The organism is Amycolatopsis sp. NPDC104863 (genome assembly GCF_055582965.1).
In genome coordinates this window covers 399,772-424,942 of record NZ_JBVJOW010000002.1, presented here as the reverse complement: position 1 = coordinate 424,942, position 25,171 = coordinate 399,772, and the positions used below count along the sequence as shown (strand labels likewise).

Annotated in this window: 33 protein-coding genes; 14 read left to right on the top strand and 19 right to left on the bottom strand. The window is 69.3% G+C overall.

All coding sequences use genetic code 11. The features are described 5' to 3' along the window. The first annotated feature begins 53 nt into the window (after nucleotides 1-53). On the top strand, nucleotides 54-920 hold the full coding sequence (locus ACZ63J_RS11395) for a bifunctional methylenetetrahydrofolate dehydrogenase/methenyltetrahydrofolate cyclohydrolase (RefSeq protein ID WP_465335859.1): 867 nt from the start codon (nucleotides 54-56) through the stop codon (nucleotides 918-920). Beyond that, nucleotides 917-1,240 (top strand): DUF3017 domain-containing protein, encoded by a 324-nt coding sequence (locus ACZ63J_RS11390; protein ID WP_465308886.1) that lies wholly within the window; start codon nucleotides 917-919, stop codon nucleotides 1,238-1,240. The genes ACZ63J_RS11395 and ACZ63J_RS11390 overlap by 4 nt, the downstream gene beginning before the upstream one ends. Here ACZ63J_RS11390 and ACZ63J_RS11385 read toward each other — a convergent pair. Continuing rightward, nucleotides 1,237-2,418 (bottom strand): MFS transporter, encoded by a 1,182-nt coding sequence (locus tag ACZ63J_RS11385; protein WP_465405725.1) that lies wholly within the window; start codon nucleotides 2,416-2,418, stop codon nucleotides 1,237-1,239. The genes ACZ63J_RS11390 and ACZ63J_RS11385 overlap by 4 nt on opposite strands. 194 nt (nucleotides 2,419-2,612) lie before the next feature. Next, nucleotides 2,613-2,936, bottom strand: coding sequence for an ArsR/SmtB family transcription factor (locus tag ACZ63J_RS11380; protein WP_465335857.1), 324 nt, complete (start codon nucleotides 2,934-2,936; stop codon nucleotides 2,613-2,615). Between the two features lie 108 nt (nucleotides 2,937-3,044). Between ACZ63J_RS11380 and ACZ63J_RS11375 the strand changes: the two genes are divergently transcribed. After that, nucleotides 3,045-4,211, top strand: coding sequence for an MFS transporter (locus ACZ63J_RS11375; protein WP_465405723.1), 1,167 nt, complete (start codon nucleotides 3,045-3,047; stop codon nucleotides 4,209-4,211). On the opposite strand, the gene ACZ63J_RS11370 is transcribed toward ACZ63J_RS11375, so the two are convergent. The 8 genes from ACZ63J_RS11370 to ACZ63J_RS11335 all read right to left on the bottom strand — a co-directional run bounded on the left by ACZ63J_RS11370 (nucleotide 4,208) and on the right by ACZ63J_RS11335 (nucleotide 9,918). After that, the gene (locus ACZ63J_RS11370) at nucleotides 4,208-4,396 is read right to left on the bottom strand and encodes a DUF1918 domain-containing protein (protein ID WP_465405721.1); all 189 of its coding nucleotides are present in this window, start codon (nucleotides 4,394-4,396) and stop codon (nucleotides 4,208-4,210) included. The genes ACZ63J_RS11375 and ACZ63J_RS11370 overlap by 4 nt on opposite strands. A gap of 278 nt (nucleotides 4,397-4,674) precedes the next feature. Further along, nucleotides 4,675-5,403 carry an MAE_28990/MAE_18760 family HEPN-like nuclease gene (locus ACZ63J_RS11365; RefSeq protein ID WP_465405719.1) on the bottom strand — a complete coding sequence of 243 codons (729 nt, stop codon included), beginning with the start codon at nucleotides 5,401-5,403 and terminating at the stop codon, nucleotides 4,675-4,677. A gap of 2 nt (nucleotides 5,404-5,405) precedes the next feature. Further along, nucleotides 5,406-6,710 (bottom strand): GmrSD restriction endonuclease domain-containing protein, encoded by a 1,305-nt coding sequence (locus tag ACZ63J_RS11360; protein WP_465405717.1) that lies wholly within the window; start codon nucleotides 6,708-6,710, stop codon nucleotides 5,406-5,408. After that, on the bottom strand, nucleotides 6,625-7,044 hold the full coding sequence (locus ACZ63J_RS11355; RefSeq protein WP_465405715.1) for a hypothetical protein: 420 nt from the start codon (nucleotides 7,042-7,044) through the stop codon (nucleotides 6,625-6,627). The genes ACZ63J_RS11360 and ACZ63J_RS11355 overlap by 86 nt, the downstream gene beginning before the upstream one ends. Nucleotides 7,045-7,199: 155 nt before the next feature. Continuing rightward, nucleotides 7,200-7,781, bottom strand: a complete 582-nt coding sequence (locus ACZ63J_RS11350; protein WP_465309427.1) for an HhH-GPD-type base excision DNA repair protein — start codon at nucleotides 7,779-7,781, stop codon at nucleotides 7,200-7,202. Between the two features lie 5 nt (nucleotides 7,782-7,786). After that, the gene (locus tag ACZ63J_RS11345; protein ID WP_465405713.1) at nucleotides 7,787-8,206 is read right to left on the bottom strand and encodes a hypothetical protein; all 420 of its coding nucleotides are present in this window, start codon (nucleotides 8,204-8,206) and stop codon (nucleotides 7,787-7,789) included. After that, nucleotides 8,203-9,018, bottom strand: a complete 816-nt coding sequence (locus ACZ63J_RS11340) for a serine hydrolase domain-containing protein (protein WP_465405711.1) — start codon at nucleotides 9,016-9,018, stop codon at nucleotides 8,203-8,205. Before ACZ63J_RS11340 ends, ACZ63J_RS11345 begins: the two co-directional genes overlap by 4 nt. Nucleotides 9,019-9,141: 123 nt before the next feature. Next, nucleotides 9,142-9,918, bottom strand: a complete 777-nt coding sequence (locus tag ACZ63J_RS11335; protein WP_465405709.1) for a helix-turn-helix transcriptional regulator — start codon at nucleotides 9,916-9,918, stop codon at nucleotides 9,142-9,144. Between the two features lie 50 nt (nucleotides 9,919-9,968). Here ACZ63J_RS11335 and ACZ63J_RS11330 point away from each other — a divergent pair, with 50 nt between their 5' ends. Both ACZ63J_RS11330 and ACZ63J_RS11325 read left to right on the top strand, forming a co-directional pair. Further along, entirely contained in the window at nucleotides 9,969-10,382 is a 414-nt protein-coding gene (locus ACZ63J_RS11330; protein ID WP_465308902.1) for a DUF2000 family protein, read from the top strand. 128 nt (nucleotides 10,383-10,510) lie between these two features. After that, nucleotides 10,511-10,999, top strand: coding sequence for a hypothetical protein (locus ACZ63J_RS11325; protein ID WP_465405707.1), 489 nt, complete (start codon nucleotides 10,511-10,513; stop codon nucleotides 10,997-10,999). Here ACZ63J_RS11325 and ACZ63J_RS11320 read toward each other — a convergent pair. Genes ACZ63J_RS11320 through ACZ63J_RS11305 form a run of 4 tightly spaced genes read right to left on the bottom strand, consistent with a single transcriptional unit; the run spans nucleotide 10,989 to nucleotide 13,157 of the window. Continuing rightward, nucleotides 10,989-11,579, bottom strand: coding sequence for a hypothetical protein (locus ACZ63J_RS11320; protein WP_465405705.1), 591 nt, complete (start codon nucleotides 11,577-11,579; stop codon nucleotides 10,989-10,991). The two genes, ACZ63J_RS11325 and ACZ63J_RS11320, sit on opposite strands and share 11 nt — an antisense overlap. 31 nt (nucleotides 11,580-11,610) lie before the next feature. Beyond that, nucleotides 11,611-12,228: a class I SAM-dependent methyltransferase gene (locus ACZ63J_RS11315; protein ID WP_465405704.1), complete on the bottom strand. Its 618-nt coding sequence runs from the start codon at nucleotides 12,226-12,228 to the stop codon at nucleotides 11,611-11,613. Nucleotides 12,229-12,238: 10 nt separating this feature from the next. Beyond that, nucleotides 12,239-12,619, bottom strand: coding sequence for a DUF2203 domain-containing protein (locus tag ACZ63J_RS11310; RefSeq protein WP_465405702.1), 381 nt, complete (start codon nucleotides 12,617-12,619; stop codon nucleotides 12,239-12,241). Nucleotides 12,620-12,644: 25 nt separating this feature from the next. Continuing rightward, a complete protein-coding gene (locus ACZ63J_RS11305) occupies nucleotides 12,645-13,157 on the bottom strand; it encodes a hypothetical protein (RefSeq protein WP_465308912.1) in 513 nt (170 codons plus the stop codon). Nucleotides 13,158-13,414: 257 nt separating this feature from the next. Here ACZ63J_RS11305 and ACZ63J_RS11300 point away from each other — a divergent pair, with 257 nt between their 5' ends. Both ACZ63J_RS11300 and ACZ63J_RS11295 read left to right on the top strand, forming a co-directional pair. After that, nucleotides 13,415-14,638, top strand: a complete 1,224-nt coding sequence (locus tag ACZ63J_RS11300; protein ID WP_465405700.1) for an NADP-dependent isocitrate dehydrogenase — start codon at nucleotides 13,415-13,417, stop codon at nucleotides 14,636-14,638. Between the two features lie 170 nt (nucleotides 14,639-14,808). Further along, entirely contained in the window at nucleotides 14,809-15,105 is a 297-nt protein-coding gene (locus ACZ63J_RS11295; protein WP_465405698.1) for an SH3 domain-containing protein, read from the top strand. Nucleotides 15,106-15,109: 4 nt separating this feature from the next. On the opposite strand, the gene ACZ63J_RS11290 is transcribed toward ACZ63J_RS11295, so the two are convergent. The 3 genes from ACZ63J_RS11290 to ACZ63J_RS11280 form a co-directional block, all read right to left on the bottom strand. After that, nucleotides 15,110-15,658, bottom strand: a complete 549-nt coding sequence (locus ACZ63J_RS11290; protein WP_465405696.1) for a permease — start codon at nucleotides 15,656-15,658, stop codon at nucleotides 15,110-15,112. Nucleotides 15,659-15,737: 79 nt separating this feature from the next. Further along, on the bottom strand, nucleotides 15,738-16,313 hold the full coding sequence (locus ACZ63J_RS11285; protein WP_465405694.1) for a TetR/AcrR family transcriptional regulator: 576 nt from the start codon (nucleotides 16,311-16,313) through the stop codon (nucleotides 15,738-15,740). A 736-nt stretch (nucleotides 16,314-17,049) separates the two neighbouring features. Then, nucleotides 17,050-17,778 (bottom strand): MBL fold metallo-hydrolase, encoded by a 729-nt coding sequence (locus tag ACZ63J_RS11280; RefSeq protein WP_465405692.1) that lies wholly within the window; start codon nucleotides 17,776-17,778, stop codon nucleotides 17,050-17,052. On the opposite strand from ACZ63J_RS11280, the gene ACZ63J_RS11275 reads away from it, so the two are divergent. Then, entirely contained in the window at nucleotides 17,777-18,619 is an 843-nt protein-coding gene (locus ACZ63J_RS11275; protein ID WP_465405690.1) for an exodeoxyribonuclease III, read from the top strand. The two genes, ACZ63J_RS11280 and ACZ63J_RS11275, sit on opposite strands and share 2 nt — an antisense overlap. Here the strand turns inward: ACZ63J_RS11275 and ACZ63J_RS11270 are convergent. Beyond that, complete coding sequence (locus tag ACZ63J_RS11270; protein ID WP_465405689.1) at nucleotides 18,616-19,089, bottom strand: cupin domain-containing protein; 474 nt, start codon at nucleotides 19,087-19,089, stop codon at nucleotides 18,616-18,618. The two genes, ACZ63J_RS11275 and ACZ63J_RS11270, sit on opposite strands and share 4 nt — an antisense overlap. Nucleotides 19,090-19,154: 65 nt before the next feature. Here ACZ63J_RS11270 and ACZ63J_RS11265 point away from each other — a divergent pair, with 65 nt between their 5' ends. After that, nucleotides 19,155-19,652, top strand: coding sequence for a MarR family winged helix-turn-helix transcriptional regulator (locus ACZ63J_RS11265; protein ID WP_465308926.1), 498 nt, complete (start codon nucleotides 19,155-19,157; stop codon nucleotides 19,650-19,652). Nucleotides 19,653-19,706: 54 nt separating this feature from the next. Here ACZ63J_RS11265 and ACZ63J_RS11260 read toward each other — a convergent pair whose 3' ends face one another. Then, complete coding sequence (locus ACZ63J_RS11260) at nucleotides 19,707-20,426, bottom strand: chitinase (RefSeq protein WP_465308928.1); 720 nt, start codon at nucleotides 20,424-20,426, stop codon at nucleotides 19,707-19,709. A 467-nt stretch (nucleotides 20,427-20,893) separates the two neighbouring features. Here ACZ63J_RS11260 and ACZ63J_RS11255 point away from each other — a divergent pair, with 467 nt between their 5' ends. From ACZ63J_RS11255 to ACZ63J_RS11235, 5 genes are all read left to right on the top strand, one after another. After that, a complete protein-coding gene (locus ACZ63J_RS11255) occupies nucleotides 20,894-21,247 on the top strand; it encodes a hypothetical protein (RefSeq protein WP_465308930.1) in 354 nt (117 codons plus the stop codon). Between the two features lie 46 nt (nucleotides 21,248-21,293). Continuing rightward, a complete protein-coding gene (gene trpS / locus ACZ63J_RS11250; protein ID WP_465308932.1) occupies nucleotides 21,294-22,328 on the top strand; it encodes a tryptophan--tRNA ligase in 1,035 nt (344 codons plus the stop codon). Further along, complete coding sequence (locus ACZ63J_RS11245) at nucleotides 22,325-22,828, top strand: AAA family ATPase (protein WP_465405687.1); 504 nt, start codon at nucleotides 22,325-22,327, stop codon at nucleotides 22,826-22,828. Before trpS ends, ACZ63J_RS11245 begins: the two co-directional genes overlap by 4 nt. Before the next feature lie 163 nt (nucleotides 22,829-22,991). Beyond that, a complete protein-coding gene (yhjD, locus tag ACZ63J_RS11240) occupies nucleotides 22,992-24,005 on the top strand; it encodes an inner membrane protein YhjD (RefSeq protein WP_465405685.1) in 1,014 nt (337 codons plus the stop codon). 56 nt (nucleotides 24,006-24,061) lie between these two features. Then, on the top strand, nucleotides 24,062-25,168 hold the full coding sequence (locus ACZ63J_RS11235; RefSeq protein ID WP_465405683.1) for an acyl-CoA dehydrogenase family protein: 1,107 nt from the start codon (nucleotides 24,062-24,064) through the stop codon (nucleotides 25,166-25,168). The last annotated feature ends 3 nt before the right edge of the window (nucleotides 25,169-25,171 follow it).

Sequence of the window (25,171 nt, the reverse complement as noted above, 5' to 3'; positions counted from 1 at the left end):
ACCACCCGCGCCTGGAAGCGACGCGCGGGGGTCGCTTTGCCAGAATGGGCCCCGTGACGGCGAAGATTCTCGACGGCAAGGCCACCAAGAACGCCATTTTCGCGGAGCTCGAGCCGCGCGTCGCGGCGCTGGCCGCGAAGGGGGTGACGCCGGGCCTGGGCACTGTCCTGGTGGGAGACGACCCGGGGTCGCACTCCTACGTGCGGATGAAGCACGCCGACAGCGGCAAGATCGGGATCAACTCGATCCGCCGCGACCTGCCGGCCGACATCACGCAGGAGAAGCTCGAGGCCGTCGTCGACGAGCTGAACGCCGACCCGGCCTGCCACGGCTACATCGTGCAGCTGCCGCTGCCGAAGCACCTCGACGCGAACCGCGTCCTGGAGCGGATCGACCCGGAGAAGGACGCCGACGGCCTCGCGCCGGTCAGCCTCGGCCGGCTGGTGCTCGGCCAGCAGGGCGCGCTGCCGTGCACGCCGTACGGGATCATCGAGCTGCTCAAGCGCCACGGCGTCGAGCTGAACGGCGCGCGCGTCACCGTGGTCGGCCGCGGCATCACCGTCGGCCGCACGCTGGGCCTGCTGCTGACCCGCCGCAGCGAGAACGCCACCGTCACCTTGTGCCACACGGGCACCCGTGACCTCGCCGCCGAGGTCCGCCGCGCGGACATCGTGGTCGCCGCGGCCGGGGTGCCGGGGATCATCACGCCGGACATGGTGGCCCCGGGCGCCGCGGTGCTCGACGTCGGTGTGTCCCACGTGGACGGCAAGCTCACCGGCGATGTTCACCCGGACGTGGCCGAGGTGGCCGCCTGGATCTCGCCGAACCCGGGCGGGGTCGGGCCGATGACCCGGGCGATGCTGGTGAGCAACGTCGTGGAAGCGGCGGAGCGCGCGGTCCAAGGTCTCCAGGGCCGATGACCATGACGGAGGACCGGCGGGACGTCCACGACCGCCGGAGCGGGCCGGCCCGGTTCACCCAGCTGCCGTTCGCGGTGGTGCTACTGGTGGTGGCCGTCGCGGTGCTGCGGATCGTCCAGTACCACTGGCGCGAAGGCGCGGCGCTGATCGGCGCCGCGCTCGTGCTGGCGGCGGTGCTGCGGGCGGTGCTCCCGACGGAGCGCGCGGGCCTGCTGGTGATCCGCGGCAAGGCCGTCGACATCGTGACGTACGCCGGCCTCGCCGCGGCAGTGCTCTACGTGGCCCTGACGATCATCGGCGGGCCGTTCGCGTCTTCTTAGGACGCCATCGCGAGCTCGCGACGTTCGGCTTTCGCTTCCCGGCGGTCGAGGGTGCCGGAGACGATGGCCAACGACAGTCCGAAGACGGCCAGCAACGCGCCGACCCAGTTCGGGGCGACCAAGCCGAGCCCGCCCGCGATCACCAACCCGCCGAGGTACGCGCCGATCGAGTTGGCGATGTTGAACGCGGACTGGACGGCGGCCGACACCAGGGACGGTGTGCCGCCCGCCTTCTCCATGATCCGCGCCTGCATCATCGGGCCGATCATGAACCCGGCGACGCCGACGAAGAAGATCGTGATCGCCGCGCCGACCTTGCCCTGCGCGGTGATCGTGAAGATCCCCAGCACGCAGGCCAGCGCCAGCAGCGCCGCGTACAGGCCCGGCATCAGCGCGCGGTCGGCCAGGCGGCCGCCGAGCAGGTTGCCGATCGTCATGCCGACGCCGGCCAGGGACAGCAGCAGCGTGACGTTCGACGGCGAGTAGCCGGCGACGTCGGTCAGCATCGGTGTGATGTACGAGAGGCAAGCGAACACGCCGCCGAGCCCGAACGTGACGATCGCCAGCGCGAGGTGCACCTGCGGCCGTTTGAACGCGCCGAGCTCCGTGCGCAGCGACGCGTCGGCGGGCCGGCCCTGGTGGGGCACCAGCTTCCAGATGGCCGCGGCGGCGACCAGGCCGATCACGGCGACCACACCGAACGTGGCGCGCCAGCCGACCTGCTGGCCCAGCAGCGTGCCCAGCGGCACGCCGATGACGTTCGCCAGGGTCAGGCCGAGGAACATCAGCGACACGGCCTTGGCGCGCTGGCCGGGTCCGACGAGGCTGGACGCGACGACCGCGCCCGCGCCGAAGAACGCGCCGTGGGGTAGCCCGGCGAGGAACCGGAACGCGACGCCGAACTCCTGGTTGGGCGAGAGCGCGAAGAGGGCGTTGCCCAGGGTGAACAGGCCCATCATGGCCAGCAGCATGGTCTTGCGCGGCAGCCGGACGGCGACCGCGGTGAGCAGCGGCGCGCCGACGACGACGCCGAGGGCGTAGGCGGAGATGAGGTAGCCGGCGGTCGGGATGTCGACGCCGAAGTCGGCGGCCGCCTGGGGCAGCACGCCCATCATGACGAACTCGGTGGTCCCGATGCCGAAGGCTCCGATGGCGAGCGCGAGCAGCGCGACGGGCACGGCACTCCTTCCAGGGTGGGTAAACGATTACTCGGCTGTTCCGATCTCGTGTGCTGGATCGGTTCAGTACGGGGGCAAAAAGGAAGACAGCCATGCGGCCCCAGCGCCGTGAGCTGTCCTACGCACAGTCCAACCGACGAGGGGGGTCGTTGTCATCCCGATATCGGGTGACGATCCACACCGTAACGCGATGATCAGCGCGGAGCGGCCAGGACGCCGTCCAGCAGGCCGGGGAACAGCGCGTCGAGATCCTTGCGGCGCAACGAGTTGAACCGGGTCGTGCCCTCCTGGCGGCCGGCGACGACACCGGCCTGGCGCAGGATGCTCAGGTGGTGGGTGATTGTGGACTTCGTCACCGGCACGGTCAGCGCGCCGCACGCCAGCTCGCGATCCTCCGCCGCCAGCTGCCGCACGATGCCCAGGCGCACGGGGTCGGCCAGGGCGCGCAGCACCCCTTCGACGGTGATCTCGTCCCGCGACGGGTGGACGATCGGCGGCAGCGCCGCGGTCTTCGGCATGGCTCCATTGTACGACGCCGGTCGAAATTGTCGGAGCCGCGTAGTACGGTGACGGTCGAACTACGACGTTCGTCGAACCAATCGCCCGCTCCCTTGGGGGACCCACCCATGTCCACACCCTCGCCTTCGAGGATCTCGGTGCTCGCCTTCGGCGCGTTCGGCGTCGGGACCAGCGGTTACATCGTCGCCGGGCTGCTGCCCGCGCTGACCGGTGAGCTGCACGTCTCGGCCACGGCCGCGGCGCAGCTCGTGACCGCCTTCGCCATCGCGTACGCGGTCGGCTCGCCGATCTTCGCCGCCGTCACCGGCACCTGGGAACGCCGGACGCTGCTGGTGGCCGCGCTCGCCGTCACCGCGGCCGGCAACCTGTTCGCCGCGCTCGCACCCGGCTACGGCAGCCTCCTGCTGGCCCGGGTGGTGACCGCGATCGGCGCCGCGGTGTTCACCCCCGCGGCGAGTGCCGTGGCGGCCCAGCTGACCGCTCCCGAACGCCGGGGCCGCGCGATCGCGCTCGTCTTCGGCGGCCTGACCGTCGCGCTCATCTTCGGTGTGCCGCTCGGCAGTCTCATCTCGCAGCACCTCGGCTACCGGACGGCGTTCGCGCTGGTCGCCGCGTTCTCCCTGGCGAGCGCGCTCGCCGTGCGGGTGGCGCTGCCGCCGGTCGCCGCGCCGCCGCGGGTGACCCTGGCCGAGCGGTTCGCCGCCGGCCGCGACCCGCGCGTGCTCGTCATGCTGGCCGTGACGGTCCTCGGCTGCCTCGCCGCGTTCATGGTCTACACGTTCGTGTCGCCGCTGCTGGCCGCGACCGCCGGCCTCCACGGCACGGCCGTCACGGTGCTGCTCTTCTGCTACGGCGTCGGCGGCGCGGTCGGCAACTTCGCAGGCGGCCGGGCAGCCGACCGCTGGGGTTCACGCGCGCCGCTGCTGGTCGTGACGGCGGCGATCACCGTCGTGATGGCGCTGCTGCCGATCGCGACGACCACCCCGGTCGCGGCCGGTGTCGCGCTGTTCGTGTGGGGCATGGCGACGTGGTCGTTCAGCCCGCCGGTGCAGCACCGGCTGATCGAGCTGGCCCCGGGCCACGCGGGCCTGGTGCTCTCGCTCAACGCGTCGGCGATCTACCTCGGCGTCGGCCTGTCCGGTGTGGTCGGGGGTGCGGTGCTGACGTCCGGCGGGCCGCTGGTGCTGCCCGAGGTCGCGGCGGCGCTGACCCTCGTGGCGCTGGTGCTCGTGGGCACCGCGTGGGGCCGGGTCCGCGAACCGGTCGCCGTCTAGTCGGCGCGGGCCTGGACTTCGCAGTCGGGCCCGGGGTGGACGAGCGCTTCGTGCCCGTCGGCGAACCGCACCAGGTAGGGCGGGGCGCCGTCGGGCCCGCGGACTTCGAGGATCTCGCCGCGCTGCTCGGCCGACCCGACGGTGCGGCCGTGTACCCGGATCTCGTCCCCGACGGCTGCGCGCATGGGGCTCACCTCCCTGTCCAGCGTAGGAGCGCGGGTCGTTCCGCGGTCCCGGCGAACGGGTTAGAATCCGGGCATGACGACCACATTCGGAGGCGCCGCGCCTCGGCGCCGGTGAGCCCCGCGGTCCGGGTCCGCACCCCACAGGAGCTGCGGAAGTCCCGGCGGAGCAAGTCACATCCCTGTTGGGGTTGGCGCGGCTACCGAAGCCAGTAGCGTGCGCGGTCCGAGGTGCCGCAACCACTCTCGCGTTCCCGCTCCATCTGCATGAGCATTGCCGATCAACGCAACGAGCAGCAGAAGTCGATCTGCAGGCTCACCAGATTGTCAGCGGCTTCCGCGACCGCAAGCAAGAACACAAGGTAGTCGTTGACTTCTGCTGACGTCGGCTTCTCATTGAGATCTCCATGGGCGATCTTGTTCCGTTTTGCGACGATTTCTAACAACTTGACAGATACGTCGATCCCTGAGTGAGTTGGATCGTCCTGCAGTTTGCTGCCGATCTTGTTCATTGCGTCGATTACACCGACGAGTTGAAATACGTGCGTCAGCGATTCCGGGCCGGCGTTGGTGAACTGGCGAGCAAGCAGCTTTCCCGAGATCAGGCGTGGGTCAACGCTTCTGTCGGGATCCCAGAGGCTGGCGTACACCGAGAACAGTCTTCGAGTTCGATTAATTCGCTCTTCGCTCTTGGTGATCCCTGAAATTTCTTGTATTCGTTCTTTCGTGTATAGCTCCAAAAGCGAGTCCGGAAGTCGTCGCGTCGGTGGCTTGGTGTGAGATATCTCGTCGATGAACTCTTCGAGGAGAGATTTGATAAATCCTTCGAAGTGGGCAACCAGCATGACCATTGCAGCTCGGCAGAGCGCATTTTCGAGGTCTCGATGGCTATCGCGCTTCCCTTTGGCTGGCAGGGAATTTTCCGGCCGTCGGTCGGCGCGCAGAAGGGTTCTGACCTCTTGCACGCTTCTCTCGAAGTCGGTGAATGCTTCGGTATTTGGTGTGGTCATATCTATTTGAGGGGAATCTGAGGTAGAGTGCATGTCACGCCGAGCTTTTTGAGTCCGCTTGCGAACGCATGAGTTCGAGTCCGCATGCGGAGCCTGTCGGCGGTGGCTCGGCCGATGGCGGTGCTGAACTCTTCGTCGGCTATCAGCTGCTCCCTCAGGTTTCGGATCTCGTCGGATTTTCGAACCGCCTGTGCACGATCGGCGTAAGCAAGGGGAAGCATGATGGCATCGAAGAGAGCCTTGTTAAATGCCCCGAGCTGCTTGCCTGACGTTTTCGAAGGAAGGCGAAAGGCTTCCTTGCCGAAGATATGCGAGACGGTCTTGCATGTTTCTTCGAATACCGTCAGGTCGCCCTTTTTTGGGCTGTCTTTTCGGTGTTCGCGCATGTACTGGTTGAGGAGCTGGCGCAGCGGTGGACGGTAGGACTCGAAGTCGTCGTACAGTGCAAAGAAGCGCAGTGCCAGCTCGGCGTACTCCATGCGCTGATTGCGGAGGCCTCCAAGGATACCAGTAAAATATCCATGCTCGGCTATTGCTTTGAGTGCGGAGTTGAACTCGCCGCGATAAATGCAGTTGCGAAGCTCTTGATGTGCCAATCGAGCGGAGCCGGTGTTCAGTCTTTCGAAGACATCGAATTTGATGTCCGGGTGGGAATCCTCGGTTATCACGATGCATCGAACAGTGCGATTCTGTAGTCTGCGTTGATCCTTGGGGGACATTTCCGAATAGGTCATTCCCTCGAGTTCGCGCAGTACGGAGATGCCGCGTAAAGGAAATCCGTCCCCGAGGAACTTCTTGATGGTCGTAATCCGTTGAAGACCGTCGATTACCTCATAGGTTCCATCTTCGTTCTCTGCGAAATAGCAGACAGGAACGGGAATATTTAGTAAAAAGCTCTCGATGAGCCTGCTTGCTTTGGCTAGATCCCATACGTACTTGCGTTGGTATGCGATGTTGAGCAAGAGTCTTCCCCGGCCGATGTCATCGACGAGTGTCGCCAGGGAAAGATCGTACGGTTGGGTGACCAGGCGGCGCTCGGCCTGACTGATTTCCAGAGGATCCGACTGATCTTCCGAGCCGTCGTCGCTCTCGTCGGCGTAAGTGTCGAACAGGACTTCCTCTTGCACGTCGATCCCCTCTGCCGTCGTTTCACGGTGAATCGCGAATGTAGCGGATTCTCGGCTTTGATTCCAGCGAAACCTTCGAAGAAGCCGCTTGATGTCACTTGGTGCCGGGGCGGCGGCGCGACCGAGCGTAATGCCGATGTACTTGTCCAACATGACCGGCCCAGAAGAGCTGACGATCATCTTTGCTGCTGGGGACGTCGAGTCCTTTGCTCTTGGCCAGGGAGTAGAAGCCGGGGCCGGCGTCGTTGGAGTCGAGATACTGGACAAGTGCGCTGATCAGCAAGCCGCCGGTCTCGGCGAGAGCTTCTTCGGTAATCTGCTCGAGCAGGCGGCCGACAGCTGCGCGCTCGGCTTCGAGATCGAAGTCGAAGCCTGCTATGCCGGTCCGGTTTGCGAGGGTGGCGTTGAACTCGGTGTACGAGGTGGTCCGTTGCATCTCGGCCCGTTCGACCAGGAACGTCTTGCCTGCGGCGACCAACTGTGTCCATTCACCCTCGTCGCGCCCATGCCGCATCTGTTGCCTACCTGTTCATCGCGGCTGGGCAGTGTGGAGGCGGCGCCCAGCAGAAGCCACCTGAGATAGTCGTTTTGCAAGCCGTCCGTGCTACAGCTACTGAGGAGCCACGTCAGCAGAACAGCAGCCCTCGGCCCGCTGCGCGTCTGGGTGCGTCAGCTCGAGGCGGCCGCGGCCTTGGCGGCCTTCTTGAACGCGCGGACCTGGGCGAGCGTCTCCCCGCTGGTGACGTCGGCGATCGACCGGCGCGACCCGCGGTCGCCGTACGCGCCGGCCGCTTCGCGCCAGCCCTTCGGCTGGACCCCGCGCTGCTTGCCCAGCAGGGCCAGGAAGATCTTCGCCTTCTGCTCCCCGAACCCGGGCAGGGCCCGCAGGCGCTTGAGGACCTCCGGGCCGTCGGGCTTCGGGCGGCCGTCGAGCCAGAGGCCCTCGGTCCGGCCGTCGTAGTTCTCGATGATGTGCTGCGCGAGCGCGTGGACACGACGCGCCATCGAACCGCCGTAGCGGTGGATCGCCGGCGGCACCACGCACATCTCGACGAACGTCTCGACATCGGTGGCGGCGATCTTCGCCAGCGAGAAGCCGTCCATCCGGTCGGCGATCTTGCGCGGACCGGCGAACGCGTGCTCCATCGGGTACTGCTGGTCCAGGAGCATCCCGACGAGCAGGGCGAACGGGTCGTCGTTGAGCAGCTTGTCGGCGGCGGGGTCGCCGGTCAGGTGCAGTTCGCGCAGCATGCGGGTCATCTTGACACATTTTCCGGCCGGCCTTGGGGCGATGTCCCGGCCGGCGACGGGGTGGCCGCGGCCACGGCGATCCGCTGGACGATCGCCGGCTGGCCATCGCTGCTCTTGGTCGTCGCGTTGACGGAGTAGGCGAGCTTGCGCTGCAGGTCGCAGGTGGCGAAGACCCCGCTGGAGTAGCCGTAGCGGCTGCCGGTCTTGCCCCAGACCGTGAGGTCGCCCAGCCGGATCTTCATGAGGCCCTGGCTGTAGTACGCGTCGCCCGTGCCGTCGAACATGGGGACCTTCGGCACGGTGAACAGCCGGGTCATCATGGCCGGGCCGAGGAGCCGGCCGCGGAACAGGCCGGTGACGAACCTGTCGAGGTCGGCCGCAGTGGACACGAGGCTGCCCGCCGACCACGGGATCGACTGGTTCATCTCGGTGACGTCGACCAGGTCGCCGTCCCCGTTCCTGAGATAGCCGTTCGAGTGGGGGTTCGGCAGCCGCGGTCGTCGCCGGGCTCGAAGGTCCGCGTCATCCCGAGCGGCCGGGTGATGCGGTCGCGCACGGCCTGCCCGTACGAGCGGCCGGTGACCTTCTCGATGAGCATCCCCGCGAGGACGTAGCTGGTGTTGGTGTACTTCTGCGCGGTGCCCGGCGGGTAGTCGATCGGGTGGGCGGTCGCCGTGCCGAGCACGCGGGACGGGCTCCAGTGCTCGTAACGGTGTTCGAGCACCAGGTCCGGGTCCGACAGCCACGGGATGTCGACGCTCGGCAGGCCCGAGGTGTGGTCGAGCAGGGTGCGGACCGGGATCGGCGGGTAGCCGCGCGGCAGGACACCCGGCAGGTACCGCTGCACCGGCTGCTCGAGGTCGAGCCGGTGTTCCTGCGCGAGCTGGAGCACGACCACGGCGGTGAACGTCTTGGTGGTGCTGCCGATCCGCACGTAACCGCCGGGATCGACCGGGGCGTGGGTGCGGCGGTCGGACTCGCCGGAGGTCCCGCTCCAGTCGCCCGCCGAGCCCGTGACGCGGACCAGCGCGCCGGTCGTGTCGTAGTCGGGTGCGCTGGAAATCGAGGCGGCCAGTGCCGAGGCGTTGGGCCGGCTGAGCTCGGGAACGGGTTCCGTCCCGCCGGGATCGGCGTAGACGCAGGCGTTCACGACACCGCCGGCCGTCTCGGCGTGGGCGGGGAGGGCGGTGAGTCCGAGGGCTGCGGTGGCGAGGACTGCGATCGCTGTTCGTTTCATGCCGAAAGCCTGTCGTCCCGCGGCCGCCGTGCCATCCAGGAAATGCCCGGTCCCCGAATCCCGGTGATCGTCCCCCGCCGGAGGGACGGTTCCGTCCCCGCCCGGGGGACTCCCGTCGGCTGCTCAGCGAGCCTTCGGGTACCGCGACGGCGTTGTCCCCAGGTACCGCTTGAAGTGCCGCGTCAGGTGCGCCTGGTCGCTGAACCCGGAGGCGACCGCGACTTCGGCGGCCGGCGCGCCGTCGAGCAGCAGCCGGCGTGCGCGGTCGACGCGGCGGCCGGTCAGGTACCGGTGCGGGGGCAGGCCGAACCGCGAACCGAAGCAGCGGACGAGGTACGCGGGGTGCGCGCCGAGCGTCTCGGCGGCTTCGGCCAGCGTCAGCGCCTCGGGCAGGCGCGCGTCGAGCAGGTCCCGCAGGTCGTCGGCGAGGCCGCGCTTGGGTTCGTGGGACACCGGCTGCCCGAGGTGGGTGCGCAGCCGGTCGGCGACCAGCACGAGCCGGCTCTCGGCCTCGAGCGCGTCGCCGGCGTCGGCGAGGGACTCGTGGAGCTGGTGGATGCGGGTGCGCAGCAGCCCGTCGGCGACGCTCGGCTGATCGACCGCCGCGCCGATCAGGTCCTCGCCCAGCACCGACGTGTCGAGGTAGAGCACACGCTTGCGAAAGCCGTGGCTGGTCGCGGCCCGCCCGTCGTGCGCGACGTTCGGCGGCAGCAGCGTCACGGCCGGCCCGAGCGCGCCGTGATGGTGGCGGTCGAGGTCGTAGCGGATGACGCCGTCGTCGACGATCAGCAGCGTCCACGTGTCGTGCGTGTGCAGCGGGTAGGCGTGGGTGGTGAAGCGCGCGTGGAAGACCTCGGCGATCCCCGGGACCGCCGGCCGCCAAGCTTCGACGTCCGCCATGTCAAGAACGTACAAGACGCGCCGGTCACCGGCGGGCGAGTCTGTGCGGCATGACTTCCTTCGACACGAAGATCGCCGTCCTGCTGCGGGAAGACCTGGCGTCCTGGCAGCGGCTCAACGTGACCGCGTTCCTGGTGAGCGGGATCGCCCACGTGACGCCGGAGCTGATGGGCGAGCCCTACCGCGACGCCGACGACACCGAGTACCTGCCGATGTTCGGCCAGCCGGTGATGGTCTTTTCGGGGTCCGCGGACGTCCTGACGGCGGCGCACGGCCGCGCGCTGGGCCGCGGCCTGCGGTTCTCGATCTTCACTGACGAGCTGTTCCACACCGGCAACGACGTCGACAACCGCGCGGCGGTGCGCGCGGTGCCGGGGGAGAAGCTGGCGCTGGCGGGCTTGGCGGTGCACGGCCCGAAGAACGCCGTGGACAAGATCCTCAAGGGCGCGTCGCTGCACCGGTGAGCGGGACGCCCGAACGGTTGTCCGGCCCGGCGAAAAGTGGGGAACCGCGCAAACCGGGTGCGTGACGCGCCGCCGGTGCCATCCTTCGAGTCAGCGCCGCGGAGGGCGGCTCTGACTGGGGAGGTTCCGTGAATTCACTTCGTCGTGCATGCGTGGTCCTGACGGCGGCGGCCGGGCTGGGCGTCGCGGTCGTACCGGTCGCTTCGGCGGATCCGGTCCGGACCGTGGACTACACCTCGGACGACGGCGCTTGGCCGATGCAGGGCAGCGCCCACTACGCGTCGCCGGGTGCCGAGATCGCCGTCTGGAACCGGGACGGCAAGCTGACGATCGACGTCGACGCGGGTTTCGACTACCTGCGTGTCGAGCTGAGCGCCCCGGCGGGGGAAGCTCTGCACACCGGGACGTACACCGGCGCGCGTTACCGCGATCCGAACCAGCCGGCGCTGAGCACCCCGGGGTTCTCGGCGGTCACGGCCGGCTTCGGCTGCGGCGACGACTACGCGGACTTCACGATCGACCGCCTCGACGCGACCGGCGTGGACGTCACCTTCGTCCAGCGCTGCGGCAGCCCGGACGGCCCGGCCACCCGCGGCGAGGCCCACTTCACGGCCTGAGCCGCGCCACCGGCGGCAGCGTCCCGGCGGTCACCCAGGCCACCCAGTCCGCGGGCTCGAACGCGCAGTTCCCGGACCGGACACGGCTCGCGTGCGCGCCGAGCAGCTGCACGGCGCGCCACAGCTCGTCGTCGGCGTCGTGCCGCTCGAACGCGGCCGGGTTCGCGGCCGACCGGCAGAAGACGCCGGTCGGCGAACTCGCCAGCCGGTCCCGGCGCTGGAGGAACCAGCCGTCGGGATCGGCGGGCGTGCCCTCGCCGCCGCCGTAGACGCGCCACACGACGTCCGGCCCCAGCCGCGTCGCGAGCTCGAGCGCGACGACCGAGTCGAAGCTGCACTGGCGGGCGTACGGCGAGGGCGGCACGGGCCGCGGCTCGATTCCGAGGGACTTCAGCTCGAAGGCGGCCGCGGTCACCCGGACGAGGTTCGGGGCGAGGAGCTCGACCGTCTCCACCCCGTCGTGGTCCCAGTGCCACGGCTCCTCGAGCGCGTGACCCGGCTCCGGCGGCCCGGCGGCCTCCAGCTCGGCCGGGTCGGCGCTCAGCTCGAAGACCTCGACGACGGAGATCTCACCGGGCACGTCAGTTGGCCGTCGGCGAAGCGCTCCAGGTTCACGGCGCCGTGGCGTGCACCAGGAACACACTCCGCACGCGGTCCTCGCCGGTCACCGTGAACGTCCGCGCGGACACGTCCACGAACCCGGCCGACGACGCCAGCGCCGCCGCCTCCGTCTCGTCGGTCGGGAACGTGATGTCCTTCGGCACGAAGTCCGCGAAAGCCCCTGACGGCTTGAACCGCGCGCCCGACACGACCGAGAACGCCAGCCGCCCGCCGGGCCGCAGCACACGCAGCCAGTCCTCGAACGCGACGGCTCCCAGGAAGTGCAGCGAGGACGCACACAGCACGACGTCCGCCGACCCGTCCGGCGACGGCATCGGCACCGCCGGCCCGACCTGCCACGTGATCACCCCGGACGGGTCCAGCGTGGGCGCCTTCGCCGTCGCGCGAGCGACCATGGCCGGCGACAGGTCGACCGCCAGCACGCGAGACGGCTTCAGCCGCAAAGCCGCGTACGCCGCGAAGCCCGTTCCGGTCGCGACGTCCAGCACGAGCCCCGGGCCGGCCGGCAGCGGCGCCACCAGCTCCTCCGCCACGGAGGCGTGGAAGGTGTCTTCGTCGTAGTGCTCGGCCGTGCCGTCGAAGACGGCGGCCCGCGAGTCGTGGTCCACGGACCTCAACCTAGCCGGGGCCACCAGCGGTTTTCAGCGGACGGCGCCCCGCGAACCCCAGGTCCGCGCGGTGGTACCAGGCCAGCTCCCGGTCGCCTTCCAGCCAGCACAGCAGCACGTCGGCGCCGTCGAGCTCGGCCGGGAAGTCGACGAGCAGCGGCGCGAACCCCTTGAGCTCGGCGCCGGTGCGCTGGACCGTCGTCATCAGGTCGTCGAGCCGGGCCTGCGCGGCCTTCCACTCGGGCAGCCCGCCCAGCTCGGTGGCCCGGCCGCCCGGCCGGAGCGACGCCGCGAGCTCGGCCGCGTCGGCCCGGACGCGCACCAGTTCGGCGAGGACCGGCCGCAGCCGCGCCAGTTCGTCACGAGCTTCCGCGACGGTGAACAGTCCCATCCGCCGATGATCCCATCGGCGGGGTTCAGGCCTCGCGCCGCCGCCGGACCAGCGCGTTGGCCAGGCCGCTGCCGACCAGCAGGAAGCCCACGCCGAGCAGCCCGCCGATGAAGAGGAAGTCCATGACGCCGTAGGCGATGTCGCTCTTCGGCATCAGGTTCACCAGCCGGAAGCCCCATTCCGGCATGGCCATCGCGGCGACGCCCGGCAGCACGCCGTAGATCAGCCCGCCCAGGATCGGGCCGACCGCCGACAGCGCCCCGAGCGCGGCGACCACCAGCAGCAGGATCGCGCCGCCCGCCAGCAGCGCGATGCCCAGCGCGTCGCGGTTGGTGCTGAGGGTGGCCTGGATCAGCTGCTGCTGGCGCAGGCCGCCCCAGCTCAGCAGGCCCAGCGCGACGGGGGTGAGCACCAGCCCGCCCAGCGCGCTGACCACGTGCGCGGCGCCCCGTCTCCGCGGCCGCTCGTCGAGCACGTCAGCAGTGTCGTCGTAGTCCTCGTAGTCGTCTTCGTACTCGGTGTACCGATGGGTCGACATGGCCGTCACCTCCCGCATGATGAGTTCACGGGTGGCATCGTGCCCTGGTTCACCGCCGAGCGCGACGATCGCTCGGCGAGCGGTCGGATCGGCTGACCGGCAGGTCATGCCCCGTGATTCGCGCCACAGCGGGCGGGTGGAGACTTGATACCGGCCACTACTGGAACCATCCAGCTCGGTCAAGCAGTACGCTTGTACCGCTACCGGCGAGACTTAAAAGAAGAACGCGAAGATCCGCGGAAGGAGCACCGCTGCTCATGGCCAAGATCAAGGTCCAGGGCACCGTCGTCGAACTCGACGGCGATGAGATGACCCGCATTATCTGGCAGTTCATCAAGGACAAGCTGATCCACCCGTACCTGGACGTGAACCTGGACTACTACGACCTGGGTATCGAGGAGCGGGACCGCACCGACGACCAGGTCACGGTCGACTCCGCGAACGCGATCAAGAAGCACGGCGTCGGCGTCAAGTGCGCCACGATCACGCCGGACGAGGCGCGGGTCGAGGAGTTCGGCCTCAAGAAGATGTGGCTGTCGCCCAACGGCACCATCCGCAACATCCTCGGCGGCGTGATCTTCCGCGAGCCGATCGTCATCCAGAACATCCCGCGGCTGGTGCCGACGTGGACGAAGCCGATCATCATCGGCCGTCACGCCCACGGCGACCAGTACAAGGCGACCAACTTCAAGGTCCCCGGCCCGGGCACGCTGACCATCAGCTACACCCCGGACGACGGCTCCGAGCCGATGGAGTTCGAGGTCGCGAAGTTCCCCGAGGGTGGCGGCGTCGCCATGGGGATGTACAACTACAAGAAGTCGATCGAGGACTTCGCGCGCGCCTCGCTCCAGTACGGCCTCGACCGCGGCCTGCCGGTGTACCTCTCCACCAAGAACACGATCCTCAAGGCCTACGACGGCCAGTTCAAGGACGTCTTCGAGGAGATCTTCCAGGCCGAGTTCAAGGCCGACTTCGACGCCAAGGGCATCTCCTACGAGCACCGCCTGATCGACGACATGGTCGCCGCGGCGATGAAGTGGGAGGGCGGCTACGTCTGGGCGTGCAAGAACTACGACGGTGACGTCCAGTCCGACACGGTCGCGCAGGGCTTCGGCTCGCTCGGCCTGATGACGTCGGTGCTGCGCACGCCGGACGGCCGGACCGTCGAGGCCGAGGCCGCGCACGGCACGGTGACCCGGCACTACCGCCAGCACCAGCAGGGCAAGCCGACGTCGACGAACCCGATCGCGTCGATCTACGCCTGGACCCGCGGCCTCGAGCACCGCGGCAAGCTGGACGGCAACCAGGAGCTGATCGGCTTCGCGAACAAGCTGGAGCAGGTCGTCGTCGAGACGGTCGAGGCCGGTCAGATGACCAAGGACCTCGCGCTGCTCATCAGCAAGGACCAGCCGTTCCAGACGACCGAGGAGTTCCTCGCGACGCTGGACGACAACCTGGCGAAGAAGATCGCCCAGGGCTGAGCCGGCTCGCGAAAGCCCCCTTCCCGGATGGCCGGGAGGGGGCTTTTGCGTACTCACGGGGAGTAATGGCACTGGCGCCTCCGGGTGGTTGCGGCGTCCGGCGCTGTCCGACCGGGTAAAGGATTGCCTACCCTTGGGAGCGGGACGGGGCCACGCGGTTGGAGGAAGGCATGTCGAAGAAGACTCTGCTCATCTTGGGCGCCATCGTCCTGGTCGTCATCGTCTACGTGATGAACACGGACAAGCAGGCTTCGGGAGCTTCGGCGACCGGCTGCAAGGTGACCGTGACCGCGGACGTCCTCAACGCCCGCGAGACGGCCGACGGCAACGCGAAGGTCGTCGGCAAGTACCTGCGCGACGCCTCGTTCGACGCGCTCCCGGGAGTCCAGAACGGCTTCCGCAAGGTCGCCGACGACAAGTGGGTGGCGGCCGCGTTCACCCAGCCCGTCGAGGGCTCCACCTGCTGAGCCGTCACACGCCGAGCAGGTCGGCCGCGAGCGTGACCACGCCGAACGCCGCGGCCGACAGGCCCAGCGTCCGAGCGCGCTTGCGGTCACGCTTCGCCGCCTCGCGCCAGTAGAGGCCGATGCCGATCGCGAGCAGCAGCAGTTCGACGACGGCCGAGACGGCGGGCAGCCGCCAGAGCCCGAAGCCGAACGTCGGCAGGTCGCCCGCGTTGCCGGGCAGGATCGGCAGGTCGGCGCGGTGCACGACGAGGTCGAGCAGCCAGTGCGAGAAGACGACGCCACCGAGGATGAGCCCGGCTTCGCGGCCGAGCCAGTGACTCGCGACCGCGCCGAAGAGGGCGGCTAGGACGAGCGCGCCGACGAGCGAGTGCGTGTAGTCGGCGTGGATGACGCCGCCGCCGTAGCCCTCGCCGTCGACGGTCTCGATGCCGCTGAGGTACAGCGGGACGAAGACGACGTCGAGCCAGGCCGTGGCCAGCATGAGCGTCCAGATCGGGATCGCCGGCCGCCCCGCCTTGACGGCGGCGGCCAGCCCGAAGTGCCCGGCGATCATCTGCGCGCCTCCGTCCAGGGGAAGCGGGCGTCGAGCACACCGAGCCCGACGGTGAAGAGGAGGACGGCGAGGATGAAGCTCATGGTTTCTCCGCGTAGTTCGTGAGGCCTTGGACAAGCATGGTTTTGAGGACTTCGAAGCTCCGGTCGACGTCTTCGGGGCGCCCGAACCCGCCGGACGCTTCGAGCCCGGCGAAGCCGTGGACGGCCGCCCGGATGCAGCGGGTCGCGTGCACGGTCCGCTCGTGGTCGAAGCCGAACGGCCTGAGCACGGCGAAGACGACTTCCGCGACAGCGTGGGTGGCGGTGCTGAGCTCGGTGTCGGTTTCGTCCGGGGCGGTGGCGAGGGCGTTGGTGCGGTGCGGGTGGCGCCGCAGGTAGTCGCGGTAGGTGTCGGCGAGGGCGCTGATCGCTGCCGCGCCTTCGCGTCCGGTGGCCGCGGTTCTGAGTGCGTCGGCCATCTCCTGGACGACTCTGAGGTCGATGAGCCGGCGCAGGTCGGCGAGGTTTTTGACGTGCTTGTAGAGCGAGGGCGCGGCGACTCCGGCGCGTGCGGCGACCTTGGCGAGGGTGAGGGCGTCGGGGCTTTCTTCGTCGACGATCTCGAGGGCCAGGGTGACCACTGCTGGGGTGGTCAGCCCTGCTCTAGGGGACATCGGGTTGGCTACTTGGCATAGCTTTGAAGCTAATAGTCGTAGCTTTTGGTGTCAAGGAGGCTTTTTTGTCGGTGGTCGCTGATAGAACTTGGTGCGTCGGAAAACGCAGGTGAGCGGAGGTGTGTGGACGTCCTGGGGTGGGCGACAACTGAATGCGGCACGGGCTGAGGCGAGGTGTCCGCGGGGTCTCCAGGGGGAGTTCCGCGGGCGCGGGGGCTCGAGGGTGTGCGGCTCTTGGCGGCGGCCGGAGGAGTGGAGCCTGGGGACCGCGCTCGGACGGGGGTCGGAGCGCGGCGGTGAGACTCCTTCGGTCTGCCGGAGAGCGGGCGGGGGCGCTGAGGTCGGGGTTTCGTCGGGTCGCGCCCGGGCAGGGGGTGAGCGCGAAGGCGAACCCCTTCCGCACTCGCCTGCCGAGACCGCGGCGGAGCGCGAGCGAGGGCTCATCGGCGCCTGGCCGGGGCATGGGGTGGTGGCACCCTCGCGGCCAAGGGACTCGTCGGCGCGCGGCCGGGCGTGGGGCGGCACGCTCGCGGCCGAGGGACTCGTCGGCGCGCGGGCTCGGCATCAGCGCTGCGAAGTTCCGCCGGTCGCCGAGGAGCTAACGGTCTGGTCGAGCACCGGGTACGCCGCGCAGGGCCGCTGGCGGACCGAGGTCGGCTGCGTGAGCGAGCTTCCCGGCGGTGCCCGAGCGGGCGCATGCCGTGCCAGGGAAGCTGCAACCCGCGCGACCCGGCCGTCAGAGCGCGACCGTCAGGTCCTCTTCCGCGACCAACACCTCACCGCCGAACTCGGCACGCGCCTCGGCGGCAGCCGCGGCCCGGTCGGTTCCAGGCCAGAAGTGGGTCAGCATGAGCCGGCGCGCGCCAGCACGCTCTGCCCAATGGCCCGCCTCTGCGGCGGTCATCAGGAACCGCGGCTCTCCCTCCGCCGGTGGGGTGCGGAGGGTGGCGTCGCAGATGACCAGGTCCGCGTCACGGCCGAGGTCCGCCAACACAGGCGATGGTCCCGTGTCCCCGGTGTAAGCCACCGTGAGCCCAGGCGCGCTCAGCCGCACGCCGAAGTTCGGCACGAAGTGCGGCAGCGAGTACGCCGTGAGCCGGAACGGCCCGATGTCGGCCGGTGAGCCGAGGTCGTGCACCTCGAACACCTCCGTCGGGTGCGGCCGCGGCTCCATCGCGGCCAGCCGCCGGACGGTGCCGGGCGTGCAGTGCAGCGGCATCTTCGGCGGCGACGGCTCCGTGTAGTACCAGGCCCGCCCGAGCGCGCTCACGTCCGCGCAGTGGTCAGGGTGCTCGTGCGTCACCACCACGGCGTCGGGCAGCCCGTGCGCGAACAGGCGCGACGCCGCGCCGTACCCGAGGTCGAGGACGACGCGGAACCCGTTGTGCGACAACAGGAACCCGGCGCACGCGCGCCCGGGCTCCGGGAACGCGCCGCAACTGCCGAGGACCGTCAGCTCACCCATGCCCGGCAGTCTGGCAGAGCGGCCACCGGGTAGCGTGGCCCGCGTGCTGACCGTCTCCACCGTGAACGTCAACGGCCTCCGCGCCGCCGCCAAGAAGGGCTTCGTCGAGTGGCTCGCCGCCACGAAGGCGGACGTCGTCTGCTGCCAGGAAGTGCGCGCCACGGCGGAGCAGCTGCCCGCCGATGTCGTCGCCCCCGAAGGCTGGTTCGCGGTGCACGCCCCCAGTGCCGTCAAGGGCCGCAACGGGGTCGCCGTCTACAGCCGCGTCGAGCCCGAAGAGGTCCGGATCGGCTTCGGGGAGCCCGAGTTCGAAGACAGCGGGCGCTACCTCGAAGTCCACCTGCCGGACGTCGTCGTGGCGAGCCTCTACCTGCCCAGCGGTGACGTCGGCACCGAGCGCCAGGACGAGAAGGAACGCTTCATGGCCGCGTTCCTGCCCTACCTCGTCGAGCTGCGCGCGAAGGCCGCCGCGGCCGGCCGTGAGGTCGTCGTGGTCGGGGACTGGAACATCGCCTACGACAACGCCGACCTCAAGAACTGGCGCGGCAACCGCAAGAACTCCGGCTTCCTGCCCGAAGAGCGTGAGTGGCTCGGCCGCGTCTACACCGAGGCGGGCTTCACGGACGTCCAGCGCCGCCTCGACCCCGAAGGCCCCGGCCCCTACACCTGGTGGTCCTACCGCGGCCAGGCCTTCGACAACGACTCCGGCTGGCGCATCGACTGCCAGCTCGCGACCCCCGGCCTCGCCGAGAAGGTCGTCGACGTCGTGGTCGAGCGCGCCGCCGCCTACGACCAGCGCTGGTCCGACCACGCGCCGGTCACCGCCACCTACGACATCTAGGCCGCGCGGGCGGCGCGCCAGGCCGCGCTGTCCACGAAGTGGTTGTCGAACCGGTCCTGCGACGCCAGGACCTCCGCCGGCGACGCCTCGCCGCGCCGGATCCGGTCGATCATCCGGAAGTACTCGAAGCGCTCGACGCCGGGTGTGAACACGATCAGCACGTCCGCGCCCGACCGCGACGTCGCGCCGAAGGCATGGGTCGTGTGCGGCGGCACGAACAGCATGTCGCCCGTTCGCACCGTCACGATCTCGTCGCCGTTCAGCACCTCCAGCTCGCCGTCGATCATGAAGAACATCTCCGCCGACGACGTGTGGAAGTGCGGCGTCGCGCCGTTGTGCCCGCGGCCCAGGCAGGCGCGGTTCGTGCTCAGGTGCCCGCCGGTCTGGGAGACGTCGGCGAGCAGGGTCATCGTGTCGGGGGTCGAGCCGAGCTGCTCGGCTTCGTCGTTGCGCACCAGCAAAGTTGTCATGCCGGGGATGGTTCCACGGCTGATAGTTCGCTGTCAAACTATCCGGCATCGAATAGACTGCCGGGGTGACTGACGAAGACGCCGTCGACGCCGTGGTGTCGGCCTGGGCCCGTGAACGCCCCGACCTCGATCTGACCGCCATCGGCGTGGCCGGCCGGCTCGGGCGGCTGAGCCTGGTGCTCGGGCCCGCCCAGGAGCGCGTCTTCGGCAAGTTTGGCCTGCAACGCGGGGAGTTCGACGTCCTGGCCGCGCTGCGCCGCTCGGGGCCGCCCTACACGCTGATCCCGTCCGAGCTGTCGGCGACGCTGATGATGTCCCGCGCCGGCATGACCAGCCGTCTCGACCGGCTGGAGAACGCCGGGTTCGTCGAGCGCACGCTCGACCCGAACGACCGCCGCAGCTTCCACATCCGCTTGACGGACCAGGGTTTCGAGGTGGTCGACGCGGCGATGACCGAGCACACGGCGAACGTCACCGAGCTGCTCTCTTCCTTGCGCGCCAAGGAACTCGGCCTGCTCGACGACGTCCTGCGCAAGCTGCTCCGCGAGTACGACACGCCGTGAGACGCAAAAAGGGCCTCCCCGGAAGCCGGGAAGGCCCTTCTCGCCGCGCCTGGCTCAGCAGGACAGGTTGGCGCCCGTCGGCACCCCGAGGATCCCGGTGATCTGCGTGTACTTGTCGATCCGGCTCTGCACCTGGGCGGGGTTGCCGCCGTTGCACTCGATGGAGCCGTTGATGCTGCGGATGGTCTCGCCGAAGCCGCGCTGGTTCACCATCGCGTCGTGCGGCGTCATCGTGCCCGGGCCGGTCTGGGTGTTCCAGTACCAGAGCCCGGTCTTCCACGCGACGGCCGAGTCCTGCTCGACCAGGTACGGGTTGTTGAGCAGGTCGATGCCGAGGTTGTCGCCGGCGGCCTTGTAGTTGAAGTTCCAGCTCAGCTGGATCGGCCCGCGCCCGTAGTACGCGGCCTGGCCGGCCGGGCAGCCGTAGGACTGGCTCGCGTCGCAGTAGTGCGGGTAGTTCGCGGTGTTCTGCTCGACGATGTAGACGAGACCGCCGGTCTCGTGGTTGACGTTGGCCAGGAACGCCGCGGCTTCCTGCTTCTTCACGGTGTCGTCGCCGGTGTTGGCGAAGCCGGGGTACGCGTCGAGGGCCGCCGTCAGCCCGCTGTAGCTGTAGAAGCTGTTGCGGCTCGGGAAGATCTGGTTGAACTGGTCTTCGCTGACGACGAAGGACGCCGCCGAAGCGGTCGCGGCGGGGAGCACGAGGGCGCCGGCGACGGCCGCCAGCGCGGTCACCGCGACTCCGACGCGCTTCAAGAACCGGGGGATCGACATTCAGACTCCTCTTGGTCACGCCGGTCGTGCGCGGTCCGACCGAGCCGAATGGGCTACTCCAAGAGGTATAGACCAATCACTATCGAGTTAAAAGTTTTCCGAATAAGACGACGCGATCGGACCAGCGGTAACTGCACCGAACGGCAGAGGGTGAAGCGATCTTACGATGAACGGGTGACGAACGGCCGGACACGAATTGGTCACTCTCTACTTTGAGTATGAGCGTTCCGCCTTCCGCAACACCCACTCGGGTGGCGGGCTGAACCATGGGGGTGCCCGGATCGTGTTCTCGGTTGGGGGCTAGTCTCGGCCCCCGAATCGATCGGTACCGACAGGTCTTGACACGCTCGGTAGTTTTTTGACCAGTAGCACGCAGCGTCTCACTCGGATGGGTGAGGCTTTGGGTGAATACACTGCGCTCGTCACTCGCGGGAGGCACTCCGGTGCGCAACCCAGGTCAAACCCTGATGCGGTCCACGCTGCGCGGGTTCCGCGCGGCCGTCGTGGTCGCGCTGGTCCCGGCCGGCCTGCTCCTGGCCGGCGGAGCGACCGCGTTCGCCGACGTCACGACGACCGCTCAGGCGGACACCAACACGGAGAGCTTTGGCGTGCTCGGCCCGGTCGGGCTGGTCGCTGTCGCGCTCGGCATCGTCGGCATGACGCTGGGTGTGCTGCGCCAGCGCCGCAAGGCCCGCGTCGCCGAGGCCGCCCCGGCCGTGCCGGAAGCCCCCGGCCCGGTCACCGCGATGGCCGAAGCCGTCCTCGGCGAGCCCGACGCGACGCCGACGCGCCCGTTCCTCACCCAGCGCCCGCACGCCTGAGGGCCCTCGGCGCCCGTCGCGCGTCCCGGCCTGAAAGAATCCTGACGTGTCCGAAGAGCAGACCGTCGCAGCAGAGCGCCGCCCGCGGGTCCTGTCCGGGATCCAGCCGACCGCCGACTCGTTCCACCTCGGCAACTACCTCGGCGCGCTGCGCCAGTGGGTGCGGATGCAGGACACGCACGAGACGTTCTACTGCGTGGTCGACCTGCACGCCATCACGGTCGAGCAGGACCCGAAGGTGCTGCGGCAGCGCACCCGCGTCTCGGCCGCGCAGCTGCTGGCCATCGGCATCGACCCGGGCCGCAGCGCGCTGTTCGTGCAGAGCCACGTGCCGGAGCACGCCCAGCTGAGCTGGGTCCTGGAGTGCCAGACCGGCTTCGGCGAGGCCGGCCGGATGACGCAGTTCAAGGACAAGTCCGCGAAGCAGGGTTCGGACCGCTCCAGCGTCGGGCTGTTCACGTACCCGATCCTGCAGGCCGCGGACATCCTGCTCTACCAGGCCGACGCGGTCCCGGTCGGCGAGGACCAGCGCCAGCACCTGGAGCTGACGCGCGACCTCGCGCAGCGCTTCAACAACCGGCTGGGCAAGACGTTCGTGGTGCCGGAGCCGTACATCATCAAGGACACGGCGAAGATCTACGACCTGCAGGACCCGACGAGCAAGATGAGCAAGTCGGCCTCCACGGCGAACGGCCTGGTGGAGCTGCTCGAAGACCCGAAGCGCTCGGCGAAGAAGATCCGCTCGGCGGTCACCGACACCGGCCGCGAGGTGGTGTTCGACGCCGAGAACAAGGCGGGCGTCTCGAACCTGCTGACGATCTACTCGGCCCTGACCGAGCGGACGATCCCGGACCTCGAAGCCGCGTACGAAGGCAAGGGCTACGGCGACCTGAAGAAGGACCTCGGCGAGGTGTTCGTCGAGTGGGTGACGCCGATCCAGGACCGGGTCAAGTCCTATTTGGACGATGTGGCCGAGCTGGACAAGGTGCTGGCGGCGGGCGCCGAGCGCGCCCGCGAGGTGGCATCGAGGACGCTGGCCAAGACGTACCAGCGAATCGGGTTCCTGCCGCCGGCGCGGTGAAGCTGGTCCTGCTGAACGGCCCGCCGGGCAGCGGCAAGTCGACGCTCGCCCGGCGCTACGCCGACGACCACCCACCGGCCCTGGCCCTCGACGTGGACCACCTCCGCGCCATGATCGGCGGCCGGCGGGCAACACCGGGCCCGGCGGGGCTGCTTGCGCGTGACCTGGCGGTGGCGGCGGCGCGGACGCACCTCGCCGCGGGGCACGACGTCGTGGTGCCGCAGCTCCTGGCCCGCCCGGGTTTCACCGAGCGCCTCGAAGCCCTGGCCGCCGAGACTGGCGCGAGCTTCCACGAAATCGTGCTCCTGCCCAGCCTCGTGGTGACTCGCCGACGGTTCGCGGAGCGCGGTTCGTCGGAGGTCGAGACCGCGGAGCCGCTCACGGAGAAAGACCTGACAGCGGCATACGACCGAGTAGCCGAGTACGCGGCGACGCGCCCCCAGGCGGTGATCCTGCGCGACGAAGACGCTTACGCGGGGTTGCTCGCCTCCCTCACGTGAGCCGCTCGCGAGCGGGCGTCGCCAGGCGGGCAGCGCGCTTCGATCTTCCACGGCGGCTCGCCGCGCCCTTCGATCTCCCTCACCGGCCCCCGAAACTCACCCGGCCGCCCCCGCGCAAGCCGCTCGCGTTGCGGGAGTCACCCGGCGTGGTTAGCGTTTCACAGTGGCGAACGAAGAAACGAAGGAAAAGCTCCTGCCGCGGCTGCGGCGGAAGTACCCGTGGCTCGATCACCTGATCCGGGCGAACGAGGCCTTCACCGAGCGGTACGGCAACCACTACGCCGCCGCCATCACCTACTTCAGCGTGCTCTCCGTCTTCCCGCTCTTCATGGTCGCCTTTGCCGTGGTCGGGCTGGTGGTCAACCACGACCAGGCGATCATCAAGAAGATCACCGACGGCATCAACGGTTCCGTGCCGGAAGGCCTGCAGGAGCTTGTCAACGGCATCGTCAAGGGCGCGCTCGACTCCGGCGGCGGCATCGGGATCTTCGGGCTGCTCATCGCCCTCTACTCCGGCATCGGCTGGATGTCGAACCTCCGGGACGCGCTCACCGCGCAGTGGGGCCAGGAAAAACAGCCGCAGCCGGTGGTCAAGCAGACGCTCAAGGACCTCGTCGCGCTCGTCGGGCTCGGGGTTGCGCTCATCGTCTCCTTCGCGCTGACCGCGGTCGGCGGCGGCGTTGGGCAGTTCCTGCTCGAACTCGTCGGGCTCGCCGACCAGACCTGGGCGATCTACTTGCTGCGGGTCGCGACGATCGTGCTCGGCCTGATCGCCAACACCCTCGTCTTCCTCTGGGTGATCGCGCGGCTGCCGCGGGAGCAGGTCGCGCTGCGCAGTGCCGTCAAGGGCGCCGTGGTCGCCGCCGTCGGGTTCGTCATCCTGCAGCAGGTCGGGTCGATCTACCTGGCCAGCGTGACGAAGTCGCCGTCGGCCGCGCTGTTCGGGCCGGTCATCGGTCTGCTCGTCTTCGCGAACCTCGTCTCGCGCTTCCTCCTGCTCATCACGGCCTGGACCGCGACGGCCAAGGAAAACGAGCGCAAGGTCGTCGTGCCCCCGCCGCCGGTGCGGCTCGAGCAGAACGTCACCGTGCGGCGCGGGCCCGGTGTCGGGGCCGTCGCCGGGGCGTTCAGCGCCGGCGCGCTGCTCGCGTGGCTGGGTGGCCGCCGCAAACCTTGACAACCACCCGGGCGGTAAAGAAACTGAACCGGTAAGAAATCTGAACCGGAGGTTTCATGCTGGACGCCGCCCGCGAGTGCGCCGCGCTCGCCAAGACGCTCGCGCCCGTCACCGAGCAGCAGCGCGCCCTGCCCGCCGAACTCGTCACGAAGCTGACCGACGCCCAGCTCCTGCGCAGCGGCGTCCCCGGCTATCTCGGTGGCCCGGAAGCATCACCGGCGCTCAGTCTCGAGACGGCGGAGACAGTCGCGCGCGGTGACGCGTCGGCCGGCTGGTGCGTCTCTATCGCCGTGACGAGCAGCCTGCTCTCCGCCTACGCCCCGCGGAAGTGCGCCGAGGAGGTCTTCGGCGATCCGAAGACCGTCGCCGCCGGGGTCTGGGCGCCGCGCGGAACCGGCAAGAAAACGGACGGCGGTTACGTCGTGTCCGGGCGCTGGCCGTTCTGCAGTGGCATCCCGCACTGCGACTGGCTTTTTGCCGGGTTCGTCCACGAGAGCGAGCTGTACGTCGCCGCGTTGCCGAAGGCCGAGATCGAAGTCCTCGACACCTGGCACACCACCGGCCTGCGCGGCACCGGCAGCCACGACTGCGTCGCCGGCAACCTGTTCGTCCCCGAGCACCGCGTCTTCTCGGTCATGGGCGGGCCGCCCGAGGAAGCCGTTGCGCTGCACCGGTTCCCGCTCTTCGGGTACTTCGCGCTGTCCGTCGCTGCGGCCGCGATGGGCAACGCGCGCGGCGCGCTCGACGACCTCGTCGAGCTGGCCTCGACCCGCAAGCCGCTCGGGTCCAGTCGCTCGCTGGCCGAGCGGTCGCAGACCCAGGCCGCCGTCGCCGAAGCAGAAGCCGCCTTGCGCGCGGCGCGGCTGCTCTTCTACACCAGCATCGAGGACGCCTGGCAGGCCGCGCAGGGCATCGAACCGGTGTCCGACCAGCTCAAACTCGGCCTGCGGCTGGCCGCCACGCACGCGACGCGCACCGCCGCGAAGGTCGCCGACAGTTTGTACGACCTCGCCGGCGGTGCGGCGATCTACGAGACGTCACCCCTGCAGCGCCGCTTCCGCGACGCGCACACGGCGACCGCGCACTTCCAGGTCAACCCGGCCAGCTACGAGCTGTCCGGCAAGCTGCTGCTGGGCGTCCCGGCCCGCACCGAACAGTTCTGAGGA